The organism is Almyronema sp. (genome assembly GCF_052168255.1).
Lineage (GTDB): Bacteria > Cyanobacteriota > Cyanobacteriia > Phormidesmidales > Phormidesmidaceae > Sphaerothrix > Sphaerothrix epifaneia.
Genome location: NZ_JBQLZL010000052.1, coordinates 1 through 16,905 on the forward strand (window position 1 = coordinate 1; position 16,905 = coordinate 16,905).

Here is a 16,905-nt window from a genome sequence, read left to right on the forward strand (position 1 = left end):
AGTCTATTCCCACCGATTTAACCGAAGGGATTAAAACTATTCGCTTTCGATAAATATTGAACAGCCTTGGCTCTGCATACGTTTCGTCATTTTCATCTGTACCTTTTTTTTGAAGAATCGGTATTACGTGCAACCCAGTTTCGTAACCCTTACCTTAAATCTCTCTGCCAAAGTGGGAGAAGACTTTTAATCCGGTTCCCTGCCTGCCATTTTGCCGCAGGGGTTGGGGGACACTGACAAAAGGGGGGTTCACCCCAGCTTTAGCGGCTTCAGCCGGGTTTAGGGAATGCGCTGATCGATGCGATAGCGGCCATCCCGATTTTCCGGTAGTTGGCGGCGTAGCGCTTCGCAAACTTCTAGGTAAGTTTCAAACCCACGGTATTCGCCTTGTCCACTCTGCTGCCAGTGGGGGGGAGCGCTGCTGTCAGCGCCTCGTTCTCGCCAGAAAGATTCGCCGCAGTAGGGATCCCGCAGTCGGAAGCCTCGGGGATCGAGGTTATGTTCTTGGCGAATCAGGTTTTCGCGTTCTACGGTGCGAGAATGTCGGAGATATTGTCCGGCCTGGGGGCGCTCAACTACGGTTTCTAGCGCTCCCGATTCGGGATTGAATCGGCCTAAGGGAATGATGCTGGTTGCCCCGGTGGTTGTTTCTCGCTCAATGCCAGGAGCCTGATTTTCTAAGTCACCTTCCGCCTGGTCGCGCTCGTCTAACCAGGCATGGCCGCACAACTCATGACCCAAAATCAGCCAGGGAGGGTTTTCTTCTAAAGCGCCGCCCACCGTAGCAGACCCCCAAACCCGCCGACTGTTGGGCGAGGGCACAATCACCCGCTGATGGCCTTGCACGGGTCGTTGCTCGTCGTTGATTTCGATGGTCCAGGTATTGCTAAAGCCGACAAAGTCGCAGAGACAGGTTGAACCAGTTGGGGTACTGGAAGCGGCTGCGGGTGAAGGAGACTGTGCCCCAAAGAGTCCGGCAAAGAAGCCGCCGATCGCCCCAAAAAAGCCACCAATCGCGCCGACAATTGGCCCTAGCAGGGGCACCCGTCCACCGACGCTGCCAATGGTATTGCCCAGTTCGTAGCCCGCCCGTGCCCCTTGAATTAGCCCGCCTAGTGCCCCCGGGCAAAACCCGGTATCTAAGCTGACTTCACCGGAGGTACGATCGACGCGAGGATTGCCGCCAGCAGACAACGTTCTCAAATAAGTTTCTACGGTTTCGGCGTTGGTGGGTTGGCGGCCTGCTGCGTCGGGGGTGGGGATGGGCTGGCTGGGGCGATCGACGCGTAAACGCCGCATCAATAGCGGTTGATGGCTGGGGGTGAGGGTGGGTGGCGATGTCTGCCAGCGTTGGCCAATGCGATCGGCTTCTTGTTCGTAGCGATCGCCTGCTGACGAAAGGTGGGCAACGCTTTGGGGTGGGCGGTTCTGTTGCCCTTGCTGCAAAACATGAACTAGCTCGTGGGCTAGAAGCTGCTGGCTGGCAGCGCTTGTAGAGTATTGTCCGGGGGCAAAAACGATATGCGACCCTACGGTATAGGCCAGAGCGTTTACCGCCAGAGCCGACTGCTGGGCTTTAGTATCGGTATGCAGCCGCACCTGATGCAGGTCGGTGCCTAAGCGTGTAGACATTTCCAGGCGATCGCGTGGGGGCAAGGGCTGACCTGGCGATCGCAGCACTTCATGCACAATTGGCGGAATGGCCGCAGCGGGCGGGTGGCGACAGTTGGCACCCGACTTGGCTGCTGTCGCACAAGCGCAGCGCCGCTGAAGTGGGGCTGTCGGTAGCGTCAGCGTGGGTGGAGCGGTAATCGGAGGAGCTTTTGACCTCATGGGTAAACAAAACATCAGACCATCAACGAAGGCTTGGGTGCTAGCTCAGTTTCAGCTAGGTGACTTCACACTCGCCGACCAAAACGCGGTTGCGCTCAGGAGCGGCTGTGGAGGGAGCAATTTCTAAACCGTATCGACCCGGTCGTAGGTGTCGCAGGGTAACGGTTTGTTCGCTGCCAATGGCTAAGTTGCCCGACTGGACGGAAGAGGCTGGCCGCCCTACCCCTGAACCGCAATCATCAGCCCAGCCATTAAAGCTAAGAAAATATTGCGGGCTGTCGGCTCTTCTCCCTCGCTGATCGCGGGGTCTTTGGCTGGGGTCAGGAATTTGCTCTTCCCAACGAGCAGTAATTCTAATTTGCACTGAATCTCGCTCTACCAATAGCCCCCCCGGCCCAGGGTGGCCGTCTTCAGGAATGTGGGCAAAGCCGCGCTCACCGACAAAGGCTGTCCGTGGCCACGGCAACGCCTGACCGCGACCTTTAGCGCGACTACACGCTGGGCCTGTATCTAAGGGTTCTGCCCGATCGGGTTCAGTAATGGGGTCAGGCCGATCTGGCTCAATGCGTTGCCGTGCTATTTGCATTGGCTCTGTGGCTAAAGTTTGGGCGGGGGGCGAGGCTGCTGCTAGGGGTGGGTTGCCTGGTTGACGGGCAGCGCTGATAGACGTTTGCTGGATGATATGGGTTAGCTCATGAGCCAGCAAGCGCCGCCCGGTTAGCGTTTGGGGGGCAAATTGAGCCGCGCCAAAGACAATATGGTTGCCGACTGTATAAGCGTTGGCTCTGAGCTGGCTAGCCGATTGGGCGGCGATCGCGTCGGTATGAATGTGGACTTGCGCCAAACTTGCGCCAAACCGCGCTTCCATCCAGGAGCGTGTTTCAGCATCGAGTGGTCGCCCCGGCGATCGCAAAACATCATGCACAACGGCGGGAACGTTGCCGCCCCACCCCATAGCGTTGGGGGTGGCGGCAGGACTGGCGATCGCCCTAGGCGTCAGCTGAGCCGAGTTTTCTGAACTGGCTACGATTTGATTGGCGATGCGATCCGCTTCTTGTTCGCTGGGGTCGGCGGGCGGGCTGACTTTGAGCTGCGGCTGAATGATGAAAGCAGACGATGACAGCAATTCGTGGCTGACCGTAGGTGCCGATGTTAGCGGCTGAGGTGGCTTTGCCGATTTAGCCAAACCCAAAGCTGAAACTGCCACAGGCGATCGCTGGCAAGAAACTAAGCGTTGCTTCATTGGCTCCCCCACTCATAAGCGCGAGCTACCGCTATAGCCCCCTAGGGCTGAACCCCTTAAAGGGCTGAAAGCCTGTTACAGAAAGCTTTTATTTTGCCTGGTACCTTCAACCTTTTATCTAGGGTTAGACCTATAGCCGTAGCCCCAAGCGTTAAGATGCTCAAATAGCTACAAACCCCGGATAGAAAAGCTTTCCTGCTGCCCTTAGCCTTGGGCTATACCACAGTGATAGCCTAAGGCGGAAGGCGTTAGCCGCGATCGCAGCAAAGCTTTATACTGGCGCGATGGTCTTTGCCAGTGAAGGCTTAAAAAGCAACCCCATTTGGCGGCTTACTTTCCGGGGAAGAAAGCTTGAACGGTAGCAGTAGCTGAATTGACTAAAACTGTAAAAAAATCCCCAGGGCTGGGTTTGTCGCTGTCTAGGCGGCGTTGAAACTGTACTTGCCAATGTCCGCCCTGAACAGAAGCCCGAACTTGATAAAGAGAGACGTTATAGCCCTGTTCGCTGGCAAAGTGAATCGCCGTTTGAATCGCGTGGGTTTTTTCCATAGAAGAGTTATCCTGCAAGCGGTTTGTTGCTAAAGGCAAAAGCAAAACTTTGCTGTCAGCGGCTTGCAGCCATTGAAGGTCTTAACGCTTGTAGCGACAGCTATAGCGGTGTCAAGATGGCTCAAAGCAATCCCCCGGCAATGCCCCCAATTAAGGCACCAATGCCTGCGCCAATGCCTGCGCCTAAACCACCACCGATCAAAGCACCAATGCCTGCACCCGCCAGTGCCCCACCACCAATGCCTAGCAGCACCTTGGCAAGGCGACTGAGTCCTGGGCACCAGTTCGCTTTTTGGGTCTTGGTCAACCGAATATAGTCGTTGACGGTTTGGCGACAGCCGCCTGTTTTAGGCAACGCTTCGGCACAGGTCAAGTCAACCGTATGGGCTTTGCACTCACTTTCTTTGAGAAAAGCCTGATACTCAGCGACCGTCATTAAAGGATTATCGGGTGGATCTCCTTTCGGTAAATACCCTCTGGGTTGCCCCTGGCAGCCCGTCGGCCATTTGGCTTGCCAATCTGCTATGTGTGACTGCTCATGGGCCCGCACACAGCCTTCGGTGCCGCAAGCCGCGCCCGCCCAGTTGTTTAAGACTACCTCGTAGCCGCCACTGCCATTACACTGAATGGTGGCGCTGCCCTGCTCAGGCTCAGGTTTTTGGCGAGTGTCATGGGGGCGTTCGCCAGTGGCTTTGGTGGGCGCGGGCTGATTTTTGCGGTTCGTCTGTAAGCTGGGCTGAAGCTTTTCTAGCAAGCTAGAGCGACTGAGGGCTGGCGGCGAAAACAGCAACGGCCCTATTTCGTGTAAACGGGTCGGCTCTTCTGTCGTTTGAGATGAAGCCGACTGCGTTTGAGTCGCTAAGCGGCGCTGCTGGCAGGCTGAACATTTGCCGCTTAAACCAGCCGCTTTGCCACAGCCGCATTGAGATTTCTTCACCAGGGGCGAAGCGGCTGAGGCCAACGATTGCCCCGGCGGCTTGAGTAGCGCTTTGGTGCCACTACTCATGGCTGCAATCCCTGGTAGATAGATTGGGCAATGTGTTGGCCAATCGCTGAGGAAGAGGCGTCAGCCGCGATTTGCAAGTGACCGCCCTCTAATCGGCCAATTTGCTGGGTTTGGCTCAGGGTAGGGGGACAACCATGTTCGCTAAACAGGCGGGCGAGTTCTTGTTGAAGTGCTAGTTGCAGCTGATCGCGATCGACTGTAGTAAAGCCGTGCAGAATCAGGCGATCGATCGATAGCGAGAGGGGCGCTGTGTTTGAGTTCATAGCCAACCTCCAATTTCGGCGTCGGTTAACGTTTTATCAAGCTTGGTATATTCGGTTTTTGCTGCCCGCAGTAGATGAGACATTTGTAGCGGCACATTTTCATCGGCGGCGAGAAAAGCTGCATTGAGGGCTACATTGCGAATATTGCCCCCGGTAATATTGAGTCGGGCGAGTTTGGGATAGTCAAGGGCTTGGGTGGGCAGCGACGCTGGAAAAATGCGCCGCCAGATTTCTAGACGCTGGGCAACATCTGGAAAAGGAAACTGCACCAAAAAGCGCAACCGCCGCAAAAAAGCTGAATCAATTGATTTTTTCAGGTTGGTGGTAAGAATGGCTAGCCCTCGATAGGCTTCCATCCGCTGCAGCAAATAGCTCACTTCGATGTTGGCGTAGCGATCGTGGGCGTCTTTCACCTCGCTGCGTTTGCCAAACAGGGCGTCGGCTTCATCAAACAGTAAGATAGCGCCGCCAGCCTCGGCGGCATCAAAAACCTGCCGCAGATTTTTCTCGGTTTCGCCAACATATTTGCTAACGACCTGGCTGAGGTCAATGCGGTAGAGATCTAGCCGTAGCTCATGGGCTAGCACCGCCGCTGCTAATGTTTTGCCCGTACCGCTTGGCCCAGCAAACAAGGCACTAATGCCCAAGCCGCTGGCGCTGGGGGGCGAAAAAGCCCAGGTGTCATAGACTTTGGCTTGCTGCCGGACTTGAGCAGCAATCTCTTGCAGCATTTGCAGTTCCCGTTCGGGCAACACCAGGTCGGCCCAGGTCGCTACGGCTGTTAGCCGTTGAGCTAGGTGTTCTAACTGGGGGCGCGATCGCAGGCGGCAGCTATCCCAGAGCTGAGTGGCTAGTGCGGCGGTTGAGGTGAGCGGCTGTTGGCTGACTTCGGCCCACACCGACTCAATCGTGGCCGGACTGAGATTAAACTGCGATACCAGAGCGTCAATCTGGCCGTTGAGTTCAAGCGGTGAGAGGGTCTGTTGCCAGATCTGACGTTGCTCGGCCCAATGCGAACGGCTGACTTCTAAATATACGAGGGGGCGATCGCCTGTGAGTATTGGCGCTGGGCTGGCGATCGCCAGTCTGGCTTGTAAACTTTCCAGCCATGGCTTGACCGTTTGCTGCAAGGCGCTGGGCGTTAAGCCCTCACAGTCTAAAAACAAAGCACTGTGGCTCAAAAGCGCTTCTCGCTCCCACAGCCGCGCCAGGGCTTCTCGCTCACTAATGGCGGTAGGGATATCAATAGCTCGGATCTGATAGAGATGCGCCTCTAGCGTTTGGCAGGCAACAGCGGCGATCGCTTGGGGTTCTGCCGCTGTCTGGCTGCAAAATTGCACCAAGGGGCTAGGCTGAGCGCGCCAAACGTCAACCAGGCGCTGTACCAAGGGCTGACGCGAGGGTAACAGCCAATCGGGTGGGGCGACGAGCCGAATTAAACCTTGCAGGCGATCGTCTACGTAAGGCACGCCTGCTAAATAGTGCAGTACCCGCTCATCAATTCGTAAACGGCTTTGCGTCAGGCTATCGCTTTCAGTGACTTCAATTAGCCGCCAGCGTCGTAGCGGTGCAATAGGGGCGATCGCACTCCAATGCGCTGCTGGAAAAACCGCTAGCGCCAAGCTAAAGGTGGCATAGGTAAACCGATCACCCCCTTGTGCCGTGGCACAAAGCTGAGCTAACGAAGCGCTCAGTTCAACCCCAGCACACAGCAGCAGCACCTGTTGTTCAAAGGGGGTGAGCTGAAACACCGCGCTGAGATAACTCAAAGTTGACGGGGCTGATGGCTGAGACAGGGCGGATAGCGGTTCTCTATCTGCCGCCGCCGCTACTCCCTGCGAGGCTACATAATGACGCAACTGCTGACGAATACCGTCGAGAGCGGCAGCAAGGGCTTGTTGATTGGTGGTTTGCCAGTCGAGCGCAGCAGTCATAGGCGTTGGCTATAGCACTTGCAAAGTTGGCCCCGTGAATGGCCCCGTATCGGGTGTGAGACGGCTTTCTGCTCCATCGACGCGCAGCCGCACCAGGTAGGTGGCAGGCGTCAGGTCGCCAGGAAGGGCAATATTGAGCGTGCCTGTGGTTGGCGGATCTGCCGCCGATCGCTGAGGCACCGCAATGGCGCGATCGCCCAGGAACAAAACAACCCGCTGCTTCCGCCCGATAGGGGGAGCTACGGGTAAATTTAAGGTGGCTCCGGCGGTTACGCTGGCGGGCGGCGTCAGCGTGGGGCGTAGCATAAAAGCGATCGTGTTAGATTCAAAGCCTCGATGGGGTTCGTCAGGGCTGCTGGTGCCAAAATCAACCAGATGCAGCACCTGTACCGTGTTGATACCAGCCGATAAGTCCATGGGCAGCGTCACTGAAATTTGGCGATCGCTCATGTCAGTAGCTACTGGGGTAACAAGCTGCTCGTCGCCAAAGCGTAGCCGTAGATTCGCTGCTTTGAGATTTTCGCCCTGTAGGATCAACCTGCCGCCGGGTTCCAAAATTTGCGGCTGAATGGTGTTAATCAGTGGCCGCTTAAAAGGCTGCACGCTCAAATTAGCTGCACGCACAGGCAGAGCTGCCCGTGCAGGCAGTTCGCTTTCAATCAGCACTACCGAAACTTGATAAGCCGCTGTCGGGCGATAGTGAGTCTGAAACGCGGCCCATAGCTTAGAAACTTCTTCGGTACTCAAAGCCGCTGGCGTGACTTTAATCCCCTCAATCTGCTGTGCCAGTGTAGACACAGCCAGCACATTTTCCGGCGGATCAACGAGGGCGGCTAACCGAGCGCTGATCAGCTCTCGGGGTAAAACACCCACTTCATGTAAAAGCTGCATGCCATAGCCCAACATGATTTCTGAGCGAAAGGCTACCCGACTGTAAGCACTCAACAGGTAGTGCAGGTTGAGCGCCAAAGGGGGACAACTGATGCGATCGCCCTGGGAGTCTCTAGCTGGGTAGCCGATATTGCGCCAGCCCACATTGGGAGTGACCTGATAGAGAAACAGATTGAGCCTATCGACGTCGCCCTGGGTATCCGCTGGCACTACCAGATCGGGGGGCTGCACCGTTACATCCGGCACACTGCCACCAAAATCTCCAGAAGCAGCAGCCAGCCGATTGTCTAGCAGTCCTTTCAAAATGGCGGTGACAGCGCCAATTGCAAGCGCGGTACTCATGATTAGCCTCCAGAATGCGAGGCACGACGGGATTGAAGATAGTCTTCAAGGCAGAGATGGGTCGTTGGTTTAGATCGGCGCGGGGGCGGCGGGGCGGGGCTAGGGAGGGTAGCGCGAACATCAATGCGGCCAATGGTGATCTCAATAGGGGCGGCAACTGCGGACGGCGCGTTTTGATGAGGGAGAGCAGGGCGCGGAGATGGAGCCGCTAGCGGCGGATGGGTGGGGGGCAGAAGGGGGGCAGCCGCCGCTGCCGGAGGAGGTGGAGTAATAGGAGAGGCCGTTTGGGGTACAGAAGCCGCAGGCGCAGAAGGGGGATGCGGTAGTGACCAGGAAATAGGCGGTGGGGCAGGGGAAGAGGGGGCGACTGCAGTGGGGGATGGCGGCGGCACGGCGAGCGGTGGGCGATCGCTGGGGGGAAAGGCACCTAGCGGCTCTTGATTGGCCGTATCAGGCGCTAAAGAGATGACAGCGGGTTTGAGGGCGGGTGAGGCTGAATGGGGGACAGGAACAGGCGCGATCGCCTGCGAAGAGGGGGGGTGAGGGTAGGAAATTGGCGGTGAGCTAAGGGGAGGTTGAGAAGGGATAACCTGGGCCGGGGGGCGAGCAACGGTTTCTGCGGCTGTTAGGCTGGTGGCGGGCAGGGCTGTTTCAAACCGAGCGGCCAGCCGGGGTTGCAAAGTTGGAGCCAGGTTGAGGGTTTTGGCGGCAATCTGTTGCAGGTAGTTCATCCGTAAATCATCTCCAGATAAATCTGGCGGCGCTGAGGGCTAAGAGCCAAAATGTCGGCTTCGTGCCAGCCATAGGCAGACGCCAGCAAGTGAACCTCTTGCAACAGCCGCTGGGCTAAAGCATTGAGTTCAGCCCAGAAAAAAGTCACTACATCAAAGGCAACTTGCCACTGATGCTGACAGGTTGGGCAATCCAGCGCCAAGCGAATATCAGCTTGCGGGTCAGCTTGTTCCATTTGAGTGAGGATGGCCGTGATGACCGCTGCGGGCAGTTCAGCGGCCTCTATTGGCTGGGACAACTGTTTGACGCTTAGAAGGCAGCGCTGGAACAGGTGTTGGGTGGCGATCGCCAGATCGGGTTGGTCCGCGATCGCAGCTAAATCTTCACTGTTGGGCAACCGAAACTGCACCTGGTAGCCTGCGACTGCGACTGCAAGCGGCAGGTCAGCAGCCGACAGGCGAATATCGTCTGTCATCAAGGTCAGTTCTAAGCGATCGCCACAGTGAGGACAGGTCGCTACGCTGACAATCTCAGACCCCATGATCTGCTCTCGCAGGCTTAAAAGCTGGGCGTCGCGCTGACCCAGGCTGAGCTGGGCGAGCTGCTGCCAACTTGTCTGCGGACAAGCGGCGGCCAGCAGCAGCAGTGCCCGGTGCCGATTGGGCTGGCCTGAACCTTGTTCCCAAATCGTCAATAGCTCAGCAGCGGAGAGCGATCGCATGGTTAAGCAGGTTCAACAAAGCTGGGTTCGGTCGGTTCGGTAACGTCGTAGTCTCGCTCCCAGCCTTCGTTTTGCAGCGTCAGCATTTGAATGGCGATGGCATTGGCGTTAGCGTCTAGCTCTGGCAGGGCTTGAAATTCTGAAACCCAGCAACGATAGACTTTATAGGCGATCGCCACCTGTCCGGCTTCATTCATCATTTCGATAATGATGTCTTTGCGAAAGTCTTTCAGCGAAACTTCGGCTCCCAAACCAGAGCCATAGTTCCAGACTTTATTCGCCCACTGCTCAAAGTCTTTATCGTGAGTAACGCCGCGCTCTAGGGCGATGGGTTCATACTTACTCTGCCCAGGCGACTTGCGCACCGTGCTGGGGTCGCCGCCTTCGCGATGTTCCACTACTTCGGTAGTGCGTTTGAGGGCACCGACTTTGCTAATGCCAGCCACATAGCGCCCGTCCCACTTGACGCGAAACTTAAAGTTTTTGTAGGGGTCAAAGCGTTGAGCATTGACACTAAACTGAGCCATGATGCGCTCCTCCTAGGTTTGAATCTGGCCAGCAAGCTGCTGTAATTTAATGAAGACAAATTCGGCTGGCTTCAGCGGCGCAAACCCAACCAAAATGTTAACCATGCCGCGATCGATGTCGTTTTGGGTGGTGGTTTCTTTGTCGCACTTCACCAGGTAGGCTTGGCGCGGTGTCTGCCCCTGAAAAGCACCCTGCCGAAATAAGGTATTCATAAACGCCCCCACATTGAGGCGAATTTGGGCCCAGAGTGGCTCATCGTTGGGTTCAAAAACCACCCACTTCAGCCCCCGAAACAAGGTTTCTTCAATAAACAGCGCCAGCCGTCGTACCGGGACATATTTATACTCAGAGCCAATGGCATCTGCGCCGTCTAAGGTGCGTGCGCCCCAGCAAATCGTGCCGTAAATGGGGAAGGTGCGCAGACAGTTAATCGCCAGCGGATTGAGCGTACCGTTTTCGGCATCTGTGAGCGGCGTCTCTAGCTTAAAAACGTTGCTGAGCGTGGCTTCGGTGCCAGCTGGCGCTTTCCAAACACCGCGATCGCTGTCCGTTCGGGCATAGAGTCCGGCGAGCGTACCGCTAGGCCCCACGGCTCTAAGCTTGAAGTCATTCAGCGGGTCGGGCATTAAAACGCGGGGAAAATAAAAGGCGGCGTTTTGGCTGCGCAAATTATTGTTGGCATCGAGCCAGTCTTTTACTTCCTGAACGGCGTCAACGCCTGTGGGAGGGTCGATTAGCAAGAAGGCTCGCCGTTCTTCACAGAAGTCTCTAGCCGCTGCCAGTACGGCAAAAGCGTCGGTAGCCGATAAGGCATCTGTTCCAGCTATGACAGCGGTTCTGGGAATACAAAGGAGATTGAACAAATCCACATCACGTAGCGCATTCATCCCGGTTTTAGCGGTAGAATCGCCAATCAAAGCAGTGCTATTGGGCGGGCTACCATCAGCACCGACGGTACCTATGCCCTGTGCGGTACTGGCGATCGCGGCTCCAGCCCCTAGGGCGTAGCTTTGGACGTTGGCGGCGGCGGTATCGAGTCCTAATTCTGCCACGGTTGAACTGTCGGTTACCGGGGCGGTGATCGTGACGCTATCGCCCGCATTGCCCGAAAGAAGGACTAAACGCCCTGGCCCAAAGGGATAAATCGCCACGCGGGCAGCGGTAAAGCTAGTGGCTGCATTGGCATTGCGAATTGCCGTTTCTAAAGCCGCTGCGATCGCGCTTAGGGTATTGGCTCCGGTGGCGAACGTTGCCGTTTCGGGGGTACCAGCCGCAAAGGCCATCGCCACCGTGTCTCCGGTTGAAACCAGCGGCGTTGAGCTAATAGGCTCAGAAACGAACGCGGCAACAGTGGTGGCAGTCGCGCCTAGCCCCAAGTCGTCAACCAAGGTATCGGTTCCTGATTGGGCAACGCTAACGGCGGTGGCGGCTGTCCCTGCCAGCACAATTAGCCGTTCGTCAGCGGCACCCGCGTCGCGGTAGGCAATCACCCGCGCATTGGCAAAAGCCTCGGCGTCGCCAGCCGCACCGGGATCGCTAGAGGCCGCCCGTATGCGAGTTTCTAGCTCCGTTCGTGCTTGATCAATATCGCCCATCGTCGCTAGACTGAGCGTTATTGGGCCACTGCCGCCGACGGTGATTTCGATCTGACCACTCAGCGGCCAGCCAGCCCCGCTCAAATCTGCAGATAAAACCCCAGCCCGCGCTTCACCTGCTAGCAGCCCCAGCTTAGCCGCCGTTGGATCGCTCGCGGCGGCAAAAGTCAGGCGATCGCTAGCCGCCGTGGGGCCAGCTAAAATTCTCAAGCGATCGTCTCCGATGGCAACGCTCGCCTGTGAAAAAGCTTTGAGATCTGGACGAGCTGCCTGAATCGCAGCGGCTAATAAGGTGCGGGCTTCGGCTAGGGAGGTGGGCGTAGCCGCTAGTCGGGCAATGCCTGAGTGACTGCCAATGGTAACGCTAAGCTGGCGATTGGGATTGGTAATCGCCGGAAAGGGGTTGAGGGGAGCCGAGACGGTTCCTGTTTGGGCAGGACGGCTGCTACCTGTGGGCGTCACTCTGATCAGCTTGGAGCCGGAAAACTCATCATTAACCACGGCACCGACAAACCGCGCCAGATCGGTTGCATCCATAGTTAGGCCGTTAAAAACCTCGGAACGAACGATCACTTCCTGGCCGTTGCTGGTTTCGATTAAGGCAACGCTTAAGTTGAAGCGATCGCCCGAAAGGGGCGTCGGATAGTCAATATTGACGCGCAGATTGTTGCCCCAGGTGCCAGGATTGATCAATTCAGGGTGGGTCGTTGGGTCACGCTGTCCGGCTTGTACGGTCAACGCGGTTGCGCCGCCCATGCTGGCCTGAATTTGCACATCGGCTGCGGCAACGTCACCGCTGGCAGTGCGCACGACCCAAGCTTCAGTGCCGCCATTTAAGAAAAACTGTTGAATCCCATAGCTGGCTTCGCTGCGACGATTGAGGCCACCAAACTCACGTTCAAAGTCGCCCATATTGAAAATTTGGACGGCTTTATTCATCAAGCCTTGAGAAAAATAACCCACAAAAGCCGCAATTGAGGTGGACACCCCCGCAATAGTACGGACACCACTGGGAATCTCCTCAATGTAAACGCCCGGATAGGTCGGTGTAATCGGCATGGGACGCTCTCCTAATTCAAGTACGACACCGCCAAGCCATAAAGTTAAGCAAGGATTGTGATGGCATGAGAGATGATATCTGGATCTAAATGCGGCGATCGCCAGAAATTTCAGCTCAATTAAAAATCAGTAGATGTGCCTCTCTACTCAGTCATGAAAGCAATTTCTCAACGAAGAAACCACAAATTGTAAGAAACAAGCACTATTCGTAAAAAAAGATCATCTAGGCGACCTTTCAGAGCAAAGAGCCGGATTGAGTCCAGCATAAAAAAATCCAGGCAATTGCCTGGATTTAAAAATTATTTTTGTGGAGCTAAGGCATCAAGGCTTAAGTGCCAAAAGATTTGCCACAGCCGCAGGTTTGGTTAGCATTAGGATTGGTAAACTGAAAACCTCCCCCAATTAACGCATCGCTGTAATCGAGCATCAGCCCGTAGAGATAAAGGAGACTTTTGCGATCGCAAATTACCTTAAAGCCCTCGTAATCGTAGACTTCGTCTTGTTCGGTAATGCTCTCAGGATCCGCAAAATCCATCATGTAGCTCATGCCAGAACAACCGCCTTGGCGAACCCCTACTCTCAAACAGAGATCTTGTCCCCCTTGGCTTTGACGCAAATTGAGGACGTGCTTCAGCGCCGCCTCCGACATCTGAATGCCTTTTGTAGGTTGGGTTACTTGTGTCATCGGGTTTAAAGAATTCCTTTCCGCTATCGATTCAAGTGAGGTTATGCCTGCAATCTTAGTTCAACCTCAGACCCTAACCAGTTAGAATCACTGCACACCTATCTTTCTAGGATAGCCTAGAGAATAGGTATCGTTTGGCTAGAAACGGTGCCTGCTCACATTCAACCAATTAAACAAATTTATATCGTGACTAGAAAATTCCCTATATCAGCCGCCGCTACCGCCGCCCTTTTGAGTTGCTGATGGCTATCAGGGCGCTCCCTCTGTTCGCAAATTCTTAATTTTTAAGACATTACTGATTATTAAGTCATCTGCTTTATGAGTTCGCTGAATCGATTTACCAGCCGTCGCATCAACCGTCTTCCGAAGCTGCCAGGGGTTTGGGAGGGCGATCGCCGCAGGTTAGAAGTGGGTGCCTTGGCTGAAGAACATGAAATGGCTGAAGCCAGTGGTGAGGGCGACTGCATTTTGTGGGTAGATGGCACTCAAGGGGTGGTGCGATCGATTAGCGTGGTTCCGGCTGAAACAGGTCATGAAGCTGTAGTTAGAGCCTTGCTGCAAGCGATCGAGCGGCCTCAAGGGCCAGCCGAACCCGGACGCCCGCAAAAAATTGTTGTGCGCGATCGCGAAATTCATTTTTTTCTACGAGGAGCGCTTCAAGAACTGGATATTGAGATTGACTATGTTCCCAGCTTGCCGCTAATCGACGAAATCTTTTCGGGGTTAATGCAGTATGTCCAGCAGAGTACCCCCAAGCTACCTGAAGCCTATGCAGAACGCCTGATTGATAAAGCGCATCAAATCTGGCAAGACGCCCCTTGGCATGTGCTAAACGAACAGCAAATTATTGCCCTAGAAATTAACCGCTGGGATATTCAAACTTTATATGTCTCGGTTTTGGGTATGGCTGGGGTCGAATATGGCCTGCTGATGTATCGATCTTTAGAATCGCTCAAGCAGTTTCGCCAGCGGGTTCTCAGCGTTCAAGGTTCTTCTAAGCAACTGCAGCAAGCTTTTTTAGAACAAGACTGTTTATTCGTTAATTTTGAGCTGATCGAAGACGACGACGAAGTCGAAATGCCGCCCTCAATGGCTCAGTTTTCGGCGCTGTGGAAAGGTATGGCTCCCAGCGCGGTAGAACCCGAATTTGGTAGCTTGCATCCGCTAGAAGGATTACGCAGTACCTTGGCTGTAGAAGAAGCTGCGACCACGATAGTGGCGCTAGAAGCTTTCCATCGCTTTCTGGCCAAGCACTATCGCACCCTAGAAAAGTCGCTTTTTCCGGCTATGAGCGGCCAATATCGCATTCCCAACCCTGAGGAAAATGCCAAACCCGCTACGGTGACCATTACCGTCCGTACCCTACCCGAAGTTGCCACAGAGTTAACCCAAGAAACTGAGCGGGCTGAGCGCTCTGGGGAACTACGGCTAGACGCAGGCGAACCCATTTTGCGCGATGACTATGTGCCCGAGGGAGCCATCATCATTTTGCGCCCCCTGCCGCACGCCTGGATTGATACGCTCACCCAACATCCTAAAACGTATCACCAGCCCAGTTTAGAAGCGGAAGAGCCTCTCTCGGCAATAGCTGTTGAAATTCCGGTTGTGCTGATTCAAACCTCGCGCCCTAAAGCCCAGGCGCTGATTCACGATCTGAAGCAGGCAGGGGGAATTCGCTCCGTTTGCTTCAACCAGGGCAATGATCCCATCAGCGACCAACAGTACGACTTGGGTTTGTTGCAGACGGGGGATGGTGAGTTTCATCTGTTTGGTGAATTTCTTAAAGGCGACAAAACAGACGAGCGCCGCTTGAAAGCTTGGCGACAGTGGCAAAAAGACAGCCAGGGGCGCTGTGGGGTGGTCATTGCGGCTGGGGTGACGGGAGCGGCTAGGGGGCAACCAGAACCTAAACACCTGATGGCCTTGTTTGAGGCGCGATCGCGATCGCCAGAAGAACTCAACCTCAGACCGCTTCAACTTCAGTTTGCCGTCGATTGGGAAGTTGACTTTTAGGGTCTGAAGTCTGCCGTAAACGTCAGCGCACTATTAAAATGTGTGAAGCTAACGTTAATTAGACAGGTTGAGCATGCGAGTTGCAATTGTCGGGGCTGGGTTGGCGGGTCTAGCTACAGCCGTTGATCTGGCCGATGCCGGACATGAGGTCGAAATTTTTGAGGCCCGTCCGTTTGTTGGTGGCAAAGTCGGTAGTTGGGTTGATAAAGACGGCAACCATATCGAAATGGGGCTGCATGTCTTTTTCTACAACTATGCCAACCTGTTTGCGCTAATGCAAAAAGTGGGCGCTTTAGACAACTTGCTAGCCAAGCAGCATACCCACACTTTCATCAACCGGGGGGGAGACGTTAGACAGCTAGACTTTCGCTTTCCACTGGGAGCGCCGTTTAACGGGCTGAAGGCTTTTTTCACAACGCCTCAACTTTCCTGGCAAGACAAGCTGCAAAATTCTCTGGCGCTGGCGACCAGTCCTGTGGTACGCGGTTTGGTGGACTACCAGGGGGCGATGAAGCAGATCCGAGCTTTAGACAAGTTTAGCTTTGCTGATTGGTTTCGCCGCCACGGCGGCTCGAATGGTAGCCTCAAACGGATGTGGAATCCGATTGCTTATGCCCTGGGTTTTATTGATACTGAACAAATCTCAGCCCGCTGTATGCTGACGATTTTTCAAATGTTTGCGACTAAAACAGAAGCTTCTCGCCTCAACTTGCTGGCAGGTTCTCCGGCTGAATATTTGCACAAGCCGATTGTGGATTATTTGACGGCACGCGGCGTAAAAATTCATACCCGACGGCAAACCCGCCAAATTTTGTTTACTGGCGAAGGTGACCATATTCAGGTGACTGGGTTGGTGGTGGCTAACGGCGATAGCGAAGAAACCATTACAGCAGATGCTTATCTGGCGGCTTGTGATGTGCCTGGGATTCAGCGGTTGTTGCCAACTGCGTGGCGATCGCTGCCAGAATTTGACAACATCTATCAGCTCGATGCCGTACCCGTGGCTACGGTGCAGCTTCGCTTTGATGGTTGGGTTACCGAATTGAACGACGCCGAGGCTCGACGACAGCTTGAGCGAGCCGCCGGACTCGACAACTTGCTCTATACGCCCGATGCCGATTTTTCTTGCTTTGCTGATTTGGCTTTGGCTAGCCCTAAAGACTACTACCGTCCGGGCGAAGGCTCTTTAATGCAGCTTGTGCTGACGCCTGGCGATCCGTTTATTAAGCAGAGCAACGAAGCGATCGCTCAGCACGTCCTCAAACAAGTGCAGGATCTTTTCCCCTCGTCTCGTGAGTTAAACATGACTTGGTACAGCGTTGTCAAACTGGCTAAGTCGCTCTACCGTGAAGCGCCCGGTATGGATCCTTACCGACCCGCTCAGAAAACGCCCATTGCTAACTTTTTCTTGGCTGGTAGCTATACGCAGCAAGACTATATCGATAGTATGGAAGGGGCAACCCTTTCCGGGAAGCAAGCGGCGGCGGCGATTTTAGCAACAGTTGGGTAAT

The 16,905-nt window shown here is 55.0% G+C and carries 14 protein-coding genes; 2 read left to right on the plus strand and 12 right to left on the minus strand.

Going from position 1 to position 16,905, the window contains the following annotated elements:
* Positions 1 to 279: 279 nt before the first annotated feature.
* The 12 genes from ACTS3T_RS11750 to ACTS3T_RS11805 all read right to left on the minus strand — a co-directional run bounded on the left by ACTS3T_RS11750 (position 280) and on the right by ACTS3T_RS11805 (position 13,381).
* Positions 280 to 1,833 carry an eCIS core domain-containing protein gene (locus ACTS3T_RS11750; protein ID WP_377965211.1) on the minus strand — a complete coding sequence of 518 codons (1,554 nt, stop codon included), beginning with the start codon at positions 1,831 to 1,833 and terminating at the stop codon, positions 280 to 282.
* Positions 1,834 to 1,888: 55 nt separating this feature from the next.
* A complete protein-coding gene (locus ACTS3T_RS11755) occupies positions 1,889 to 3,076 on the minus strand; it encodes an eCIS core domain-containing protein (RefSeq protein ID WP_377965209.1) in 1,188 nt (395 codons plus the stop codon).
* 330 nt (positions 3,077 to 3,406) lie between these two features.
* Positions 3,407 to 3,625 carry a hypothetical protein gene (locus ACTS3T_RS11760; protein WP_377965207.1) on the minus strand — a complete coding sequence of 73 codons (219 nt, stop codon included), beginning with the start codon at positions 3,623 to 3,625 and terminating at the stop codon, positions 3,407 to 3,409.
* Positions 3,626 to 3,746: 121 nt separating this feature from the next.
* Positions 3,747 to 4,631, minus strand: coding sequence for a hypothetical protein (locus tag ACTS3T_RS11765; RefSeq protein ID WP_377965205.1), 885 nt, complete (start codon positions 4,629 to 4,631; stop codon positions 3,747 to 3,749).
* Complete coding sequence (locus ACTS3T_RS11770) at positions 4,628 to 4,894, minus strand: hypothetical protein (RefSeq protein ID WP_377965203.1); 267 nt, start codon at positions 4,892 to 4,894, stop codon at positions 4,628 to 4,630. Before ACTS3T_RS11770 ends, ACTS3T_RS11765 begins: the two co-directional genes overlap by 4 nt.
* Positions 4,891 to 6,828, minus strand: coding sequence for an ATP-binding protein (locus tag ACTS3T_RS11775; protein ID WP_377965201.1), 1,938 nt, complete (start codon positions 6,826 to 6,828; stop codon positions 4,891 to 4,893). Before ACTS3T_RS11775 ends, ACTS3T_RS11770 begins: the two co-directional genes overlap by 4 nt.
* A 9-nt stretch (positions 6,829 to 6,837) precedes the next feature.
* Positions 6,838 to 8,061, minus strand: a complete 1,224-nt coding sequence (locus ACTS3T_RS11780; RefSeq protein WP_377965199.1) for a Pvc16 family protein — start codon at positions 8,059 to 8,061, stop codon at positions 6,838 to 6,840.
* Between the two features lie 2 nt (positions 8,062 to 8,063).
* Positions 8,064 to 8,792 (minus strand): hypothetical protein, encoded by a 729-nt coding sequence (locus ACTS3T_RS11785; RefSeq protein ID WP_377965197.1) that lies wholly within the window; start codon positions 8,790 to 8,792, stop codon positions 8,064 to 8,066.
* Positions 8,789 to 9,514 carry a T4 family baseplate hub assembly chaperone gene (locus ACTS3T_RS11790; RefSeq protein WP_377965196.1) on the minus strand — a complete coding sequence of 242 codons (726 nt, stop codon included), beginning with the start codon at positions 9,512 to 9,514 and terminating at the stop codon, positions 8,789 to 8,791. The genes ACTS3T_RS11785 and ACTS3T_RS11790 overlap by 4 nt, the downstream gene beginning before the upstream one ends.
* Positions 9,515 to 9,516: 2 nt before the next feature.
* On the minus strand, positions 9,517 to 10,041 hold the full coding sequence (locus ACTS3T_RS11795; RefSeq protein WP_377965194.1) for a phage tail protein: 525 nt from the start codon (positions 10,039 to 10,041) through the stop codon (positions 9,517 to 9,519).
* Positions 10,042 to 10,053: 12 nt separating this feature from the next.
* Complete coding sequence (locus ACTS3T_RS11800) at positions 10,054 to 12,696, minus strand: phage tail sheath family protein (protein ID WP_462935016.1); 2,643 nt, start codon at positions 12,694 to 12,696, stop codon at positions 10,054 to 10,056.
* A gap of 328 nt (positions 12,697 to 13,024) precedes the next feature.
* Positions 13,025 to 13,381: a HesB/IscA family protein gene (locus tag ACTS3T_RS11805; RefSeq protein WP_377965190.1), complete on the minus strand. Its 357-nt coding sequence runs from the start codon at positions 13,379 to 13,381 to the stop codon at positions 13,025 to 13,027.
* Positions 13,382 to 13,699: 318 nt separating this feature from the next.
* Here ACTS3T_RS11805 and ACTS3T_RS11810 point away from each other — a divergent pair, with 318 nt between their 5' ends.
* The gene (locus ACTS3T_RS11810; protein ID WP_377965188.1) at positions 13,700 to 15,394 is read left to right on the plus strand and encodes a DUF6930 domain-containing protein; all 1,695 of its coding nucleotides are present in this window, start codon (positions 13,700 to 13,702) and stop codon (positions 15,392 to 15,394) included.
* A gap of 73 nt (positions 15,395 to 15,467) precedes the next feature.
* Positions 15,468 to 16,904 carry a 9,9'-di-cis-zeta-carotene desaturase gene (zds, locus tag ACTS3T_RS11815; RefSeq protein ID WP_377965186.1) on the plus strand — a complete coding sequence of 479 codons (1,437 nt, stop codon included), beginning with the start codon at positions 15,468 to 15,470 and terminating at the stop codon, positions 16,902 to 16,904.
* Position 16,905 lies beyond the last annotated feature (1 nt).

Excerpts from the sequence above, each read along its gene's own strand:
- zds (WP_377965186.1), top strand. The coding sequence starts at position 15,468 with ATGCGAGTTGCAATTGTCGGGGCTGGGTTGGCGGGTCTAGCTACAGCC.
- ACTS3T_RS11770 (WP_377965203.1), bottom strand. The coding sequence starts at position 4,894 with ATGAACTCAAACACAGCGCCCCTCTCGCTATCGATCGATCGCCTGATT.
- ACTS3T_RS11795 (WP_377965194.1), bottom strand. The coding sequence starts at position 10,041 with ATGGCTCAGTTTAGTGTCAATGCTCAACGCTTTGACCCCTACAAAAAC.
- ACTS3T_RS11805 (WP_377965190.1), bottom strand. The coding sequence starts at position 13,381 with ATGACACAAGTAACCCAACCTACAAAAGGCATTCAGATGTCGGAGGCG.
- ACTS3T_RS11760 (WP_377965207.1), bottom strand. The coding sequence starts at position 3,625 with ATGGAAAAAACCCACGCGATTCAAACGGCGATTCACTTTGCCAGCGAA.
- ACTS3T_RS11800 (WP_462935016.1), bottom strand. The coding sequence starts at position 12,696 with ATGCCGATTACACCGACCTATCCGGGCGTTTACATTGAGGAGATTCCC.
- ACTS3T_RS11775 (WP_377965201.1), bottom strand. The coding sequence starts at position 6,828 with ATGACTGCTGCGCTCGACTGGCAAACCACCAATCAACAAGCCCTTGCT.
- ACTS3T_RS11790 (WP_377965196.1), bottom strand. The coding sequence starts at position 9,514 with ATGCGATCGCTCTCCGCTGCTGAGCTATTGACGATTTGGGAACAAGGT.
- ACTS3T_RS11765 (WP_377965205.1), bottom strand. The coding sequence starts at position 4,631 with ATGAGTAGTGGCACCAAAGCGCTACTCAAGCCGCCGGGGCAATCGTTG.
- ACTS3T_RS11785 (WP_377965197.1), bottom strand. The coding sequence starts at position 8,792 with ATGAACTACCTGCAACAGATTGCCGCCAAAACCCTCAACCTGGCTCCA.
- ACTS3T_RS11750 (WP_377965211.1), bottom strand. The coding sequence starts at position 1,833 with ATGAGGTCAAAAGCTCCTCCGATTACCGCTCCACCCACGCTGACGCTA.
- ACTS3T_RS11810 (WP_377965188.1), top strand. The coding sequence starts at position 13,700 with ATGAGTTCGCTGAATCGATTTACCAGCCGTCGCATCAACCGTCTTCCG.
- ACTS3T_RS11755 (WP_377965209.1), bottom strand. The coding sequence starts at position 3,076 with ATGAAGCAACGCTTAGTTTCTTGCCAGCGATCGCCTGTGGCAGTTTCA.
- ACTS3T_RS11780 (WP_377965199.1), bottom strand. The coding sequence starts at position 8,061 with ATGAGTACCGCGCTTGCAATTGGCGCTGTCACCGCCATTTTGAAAGGA.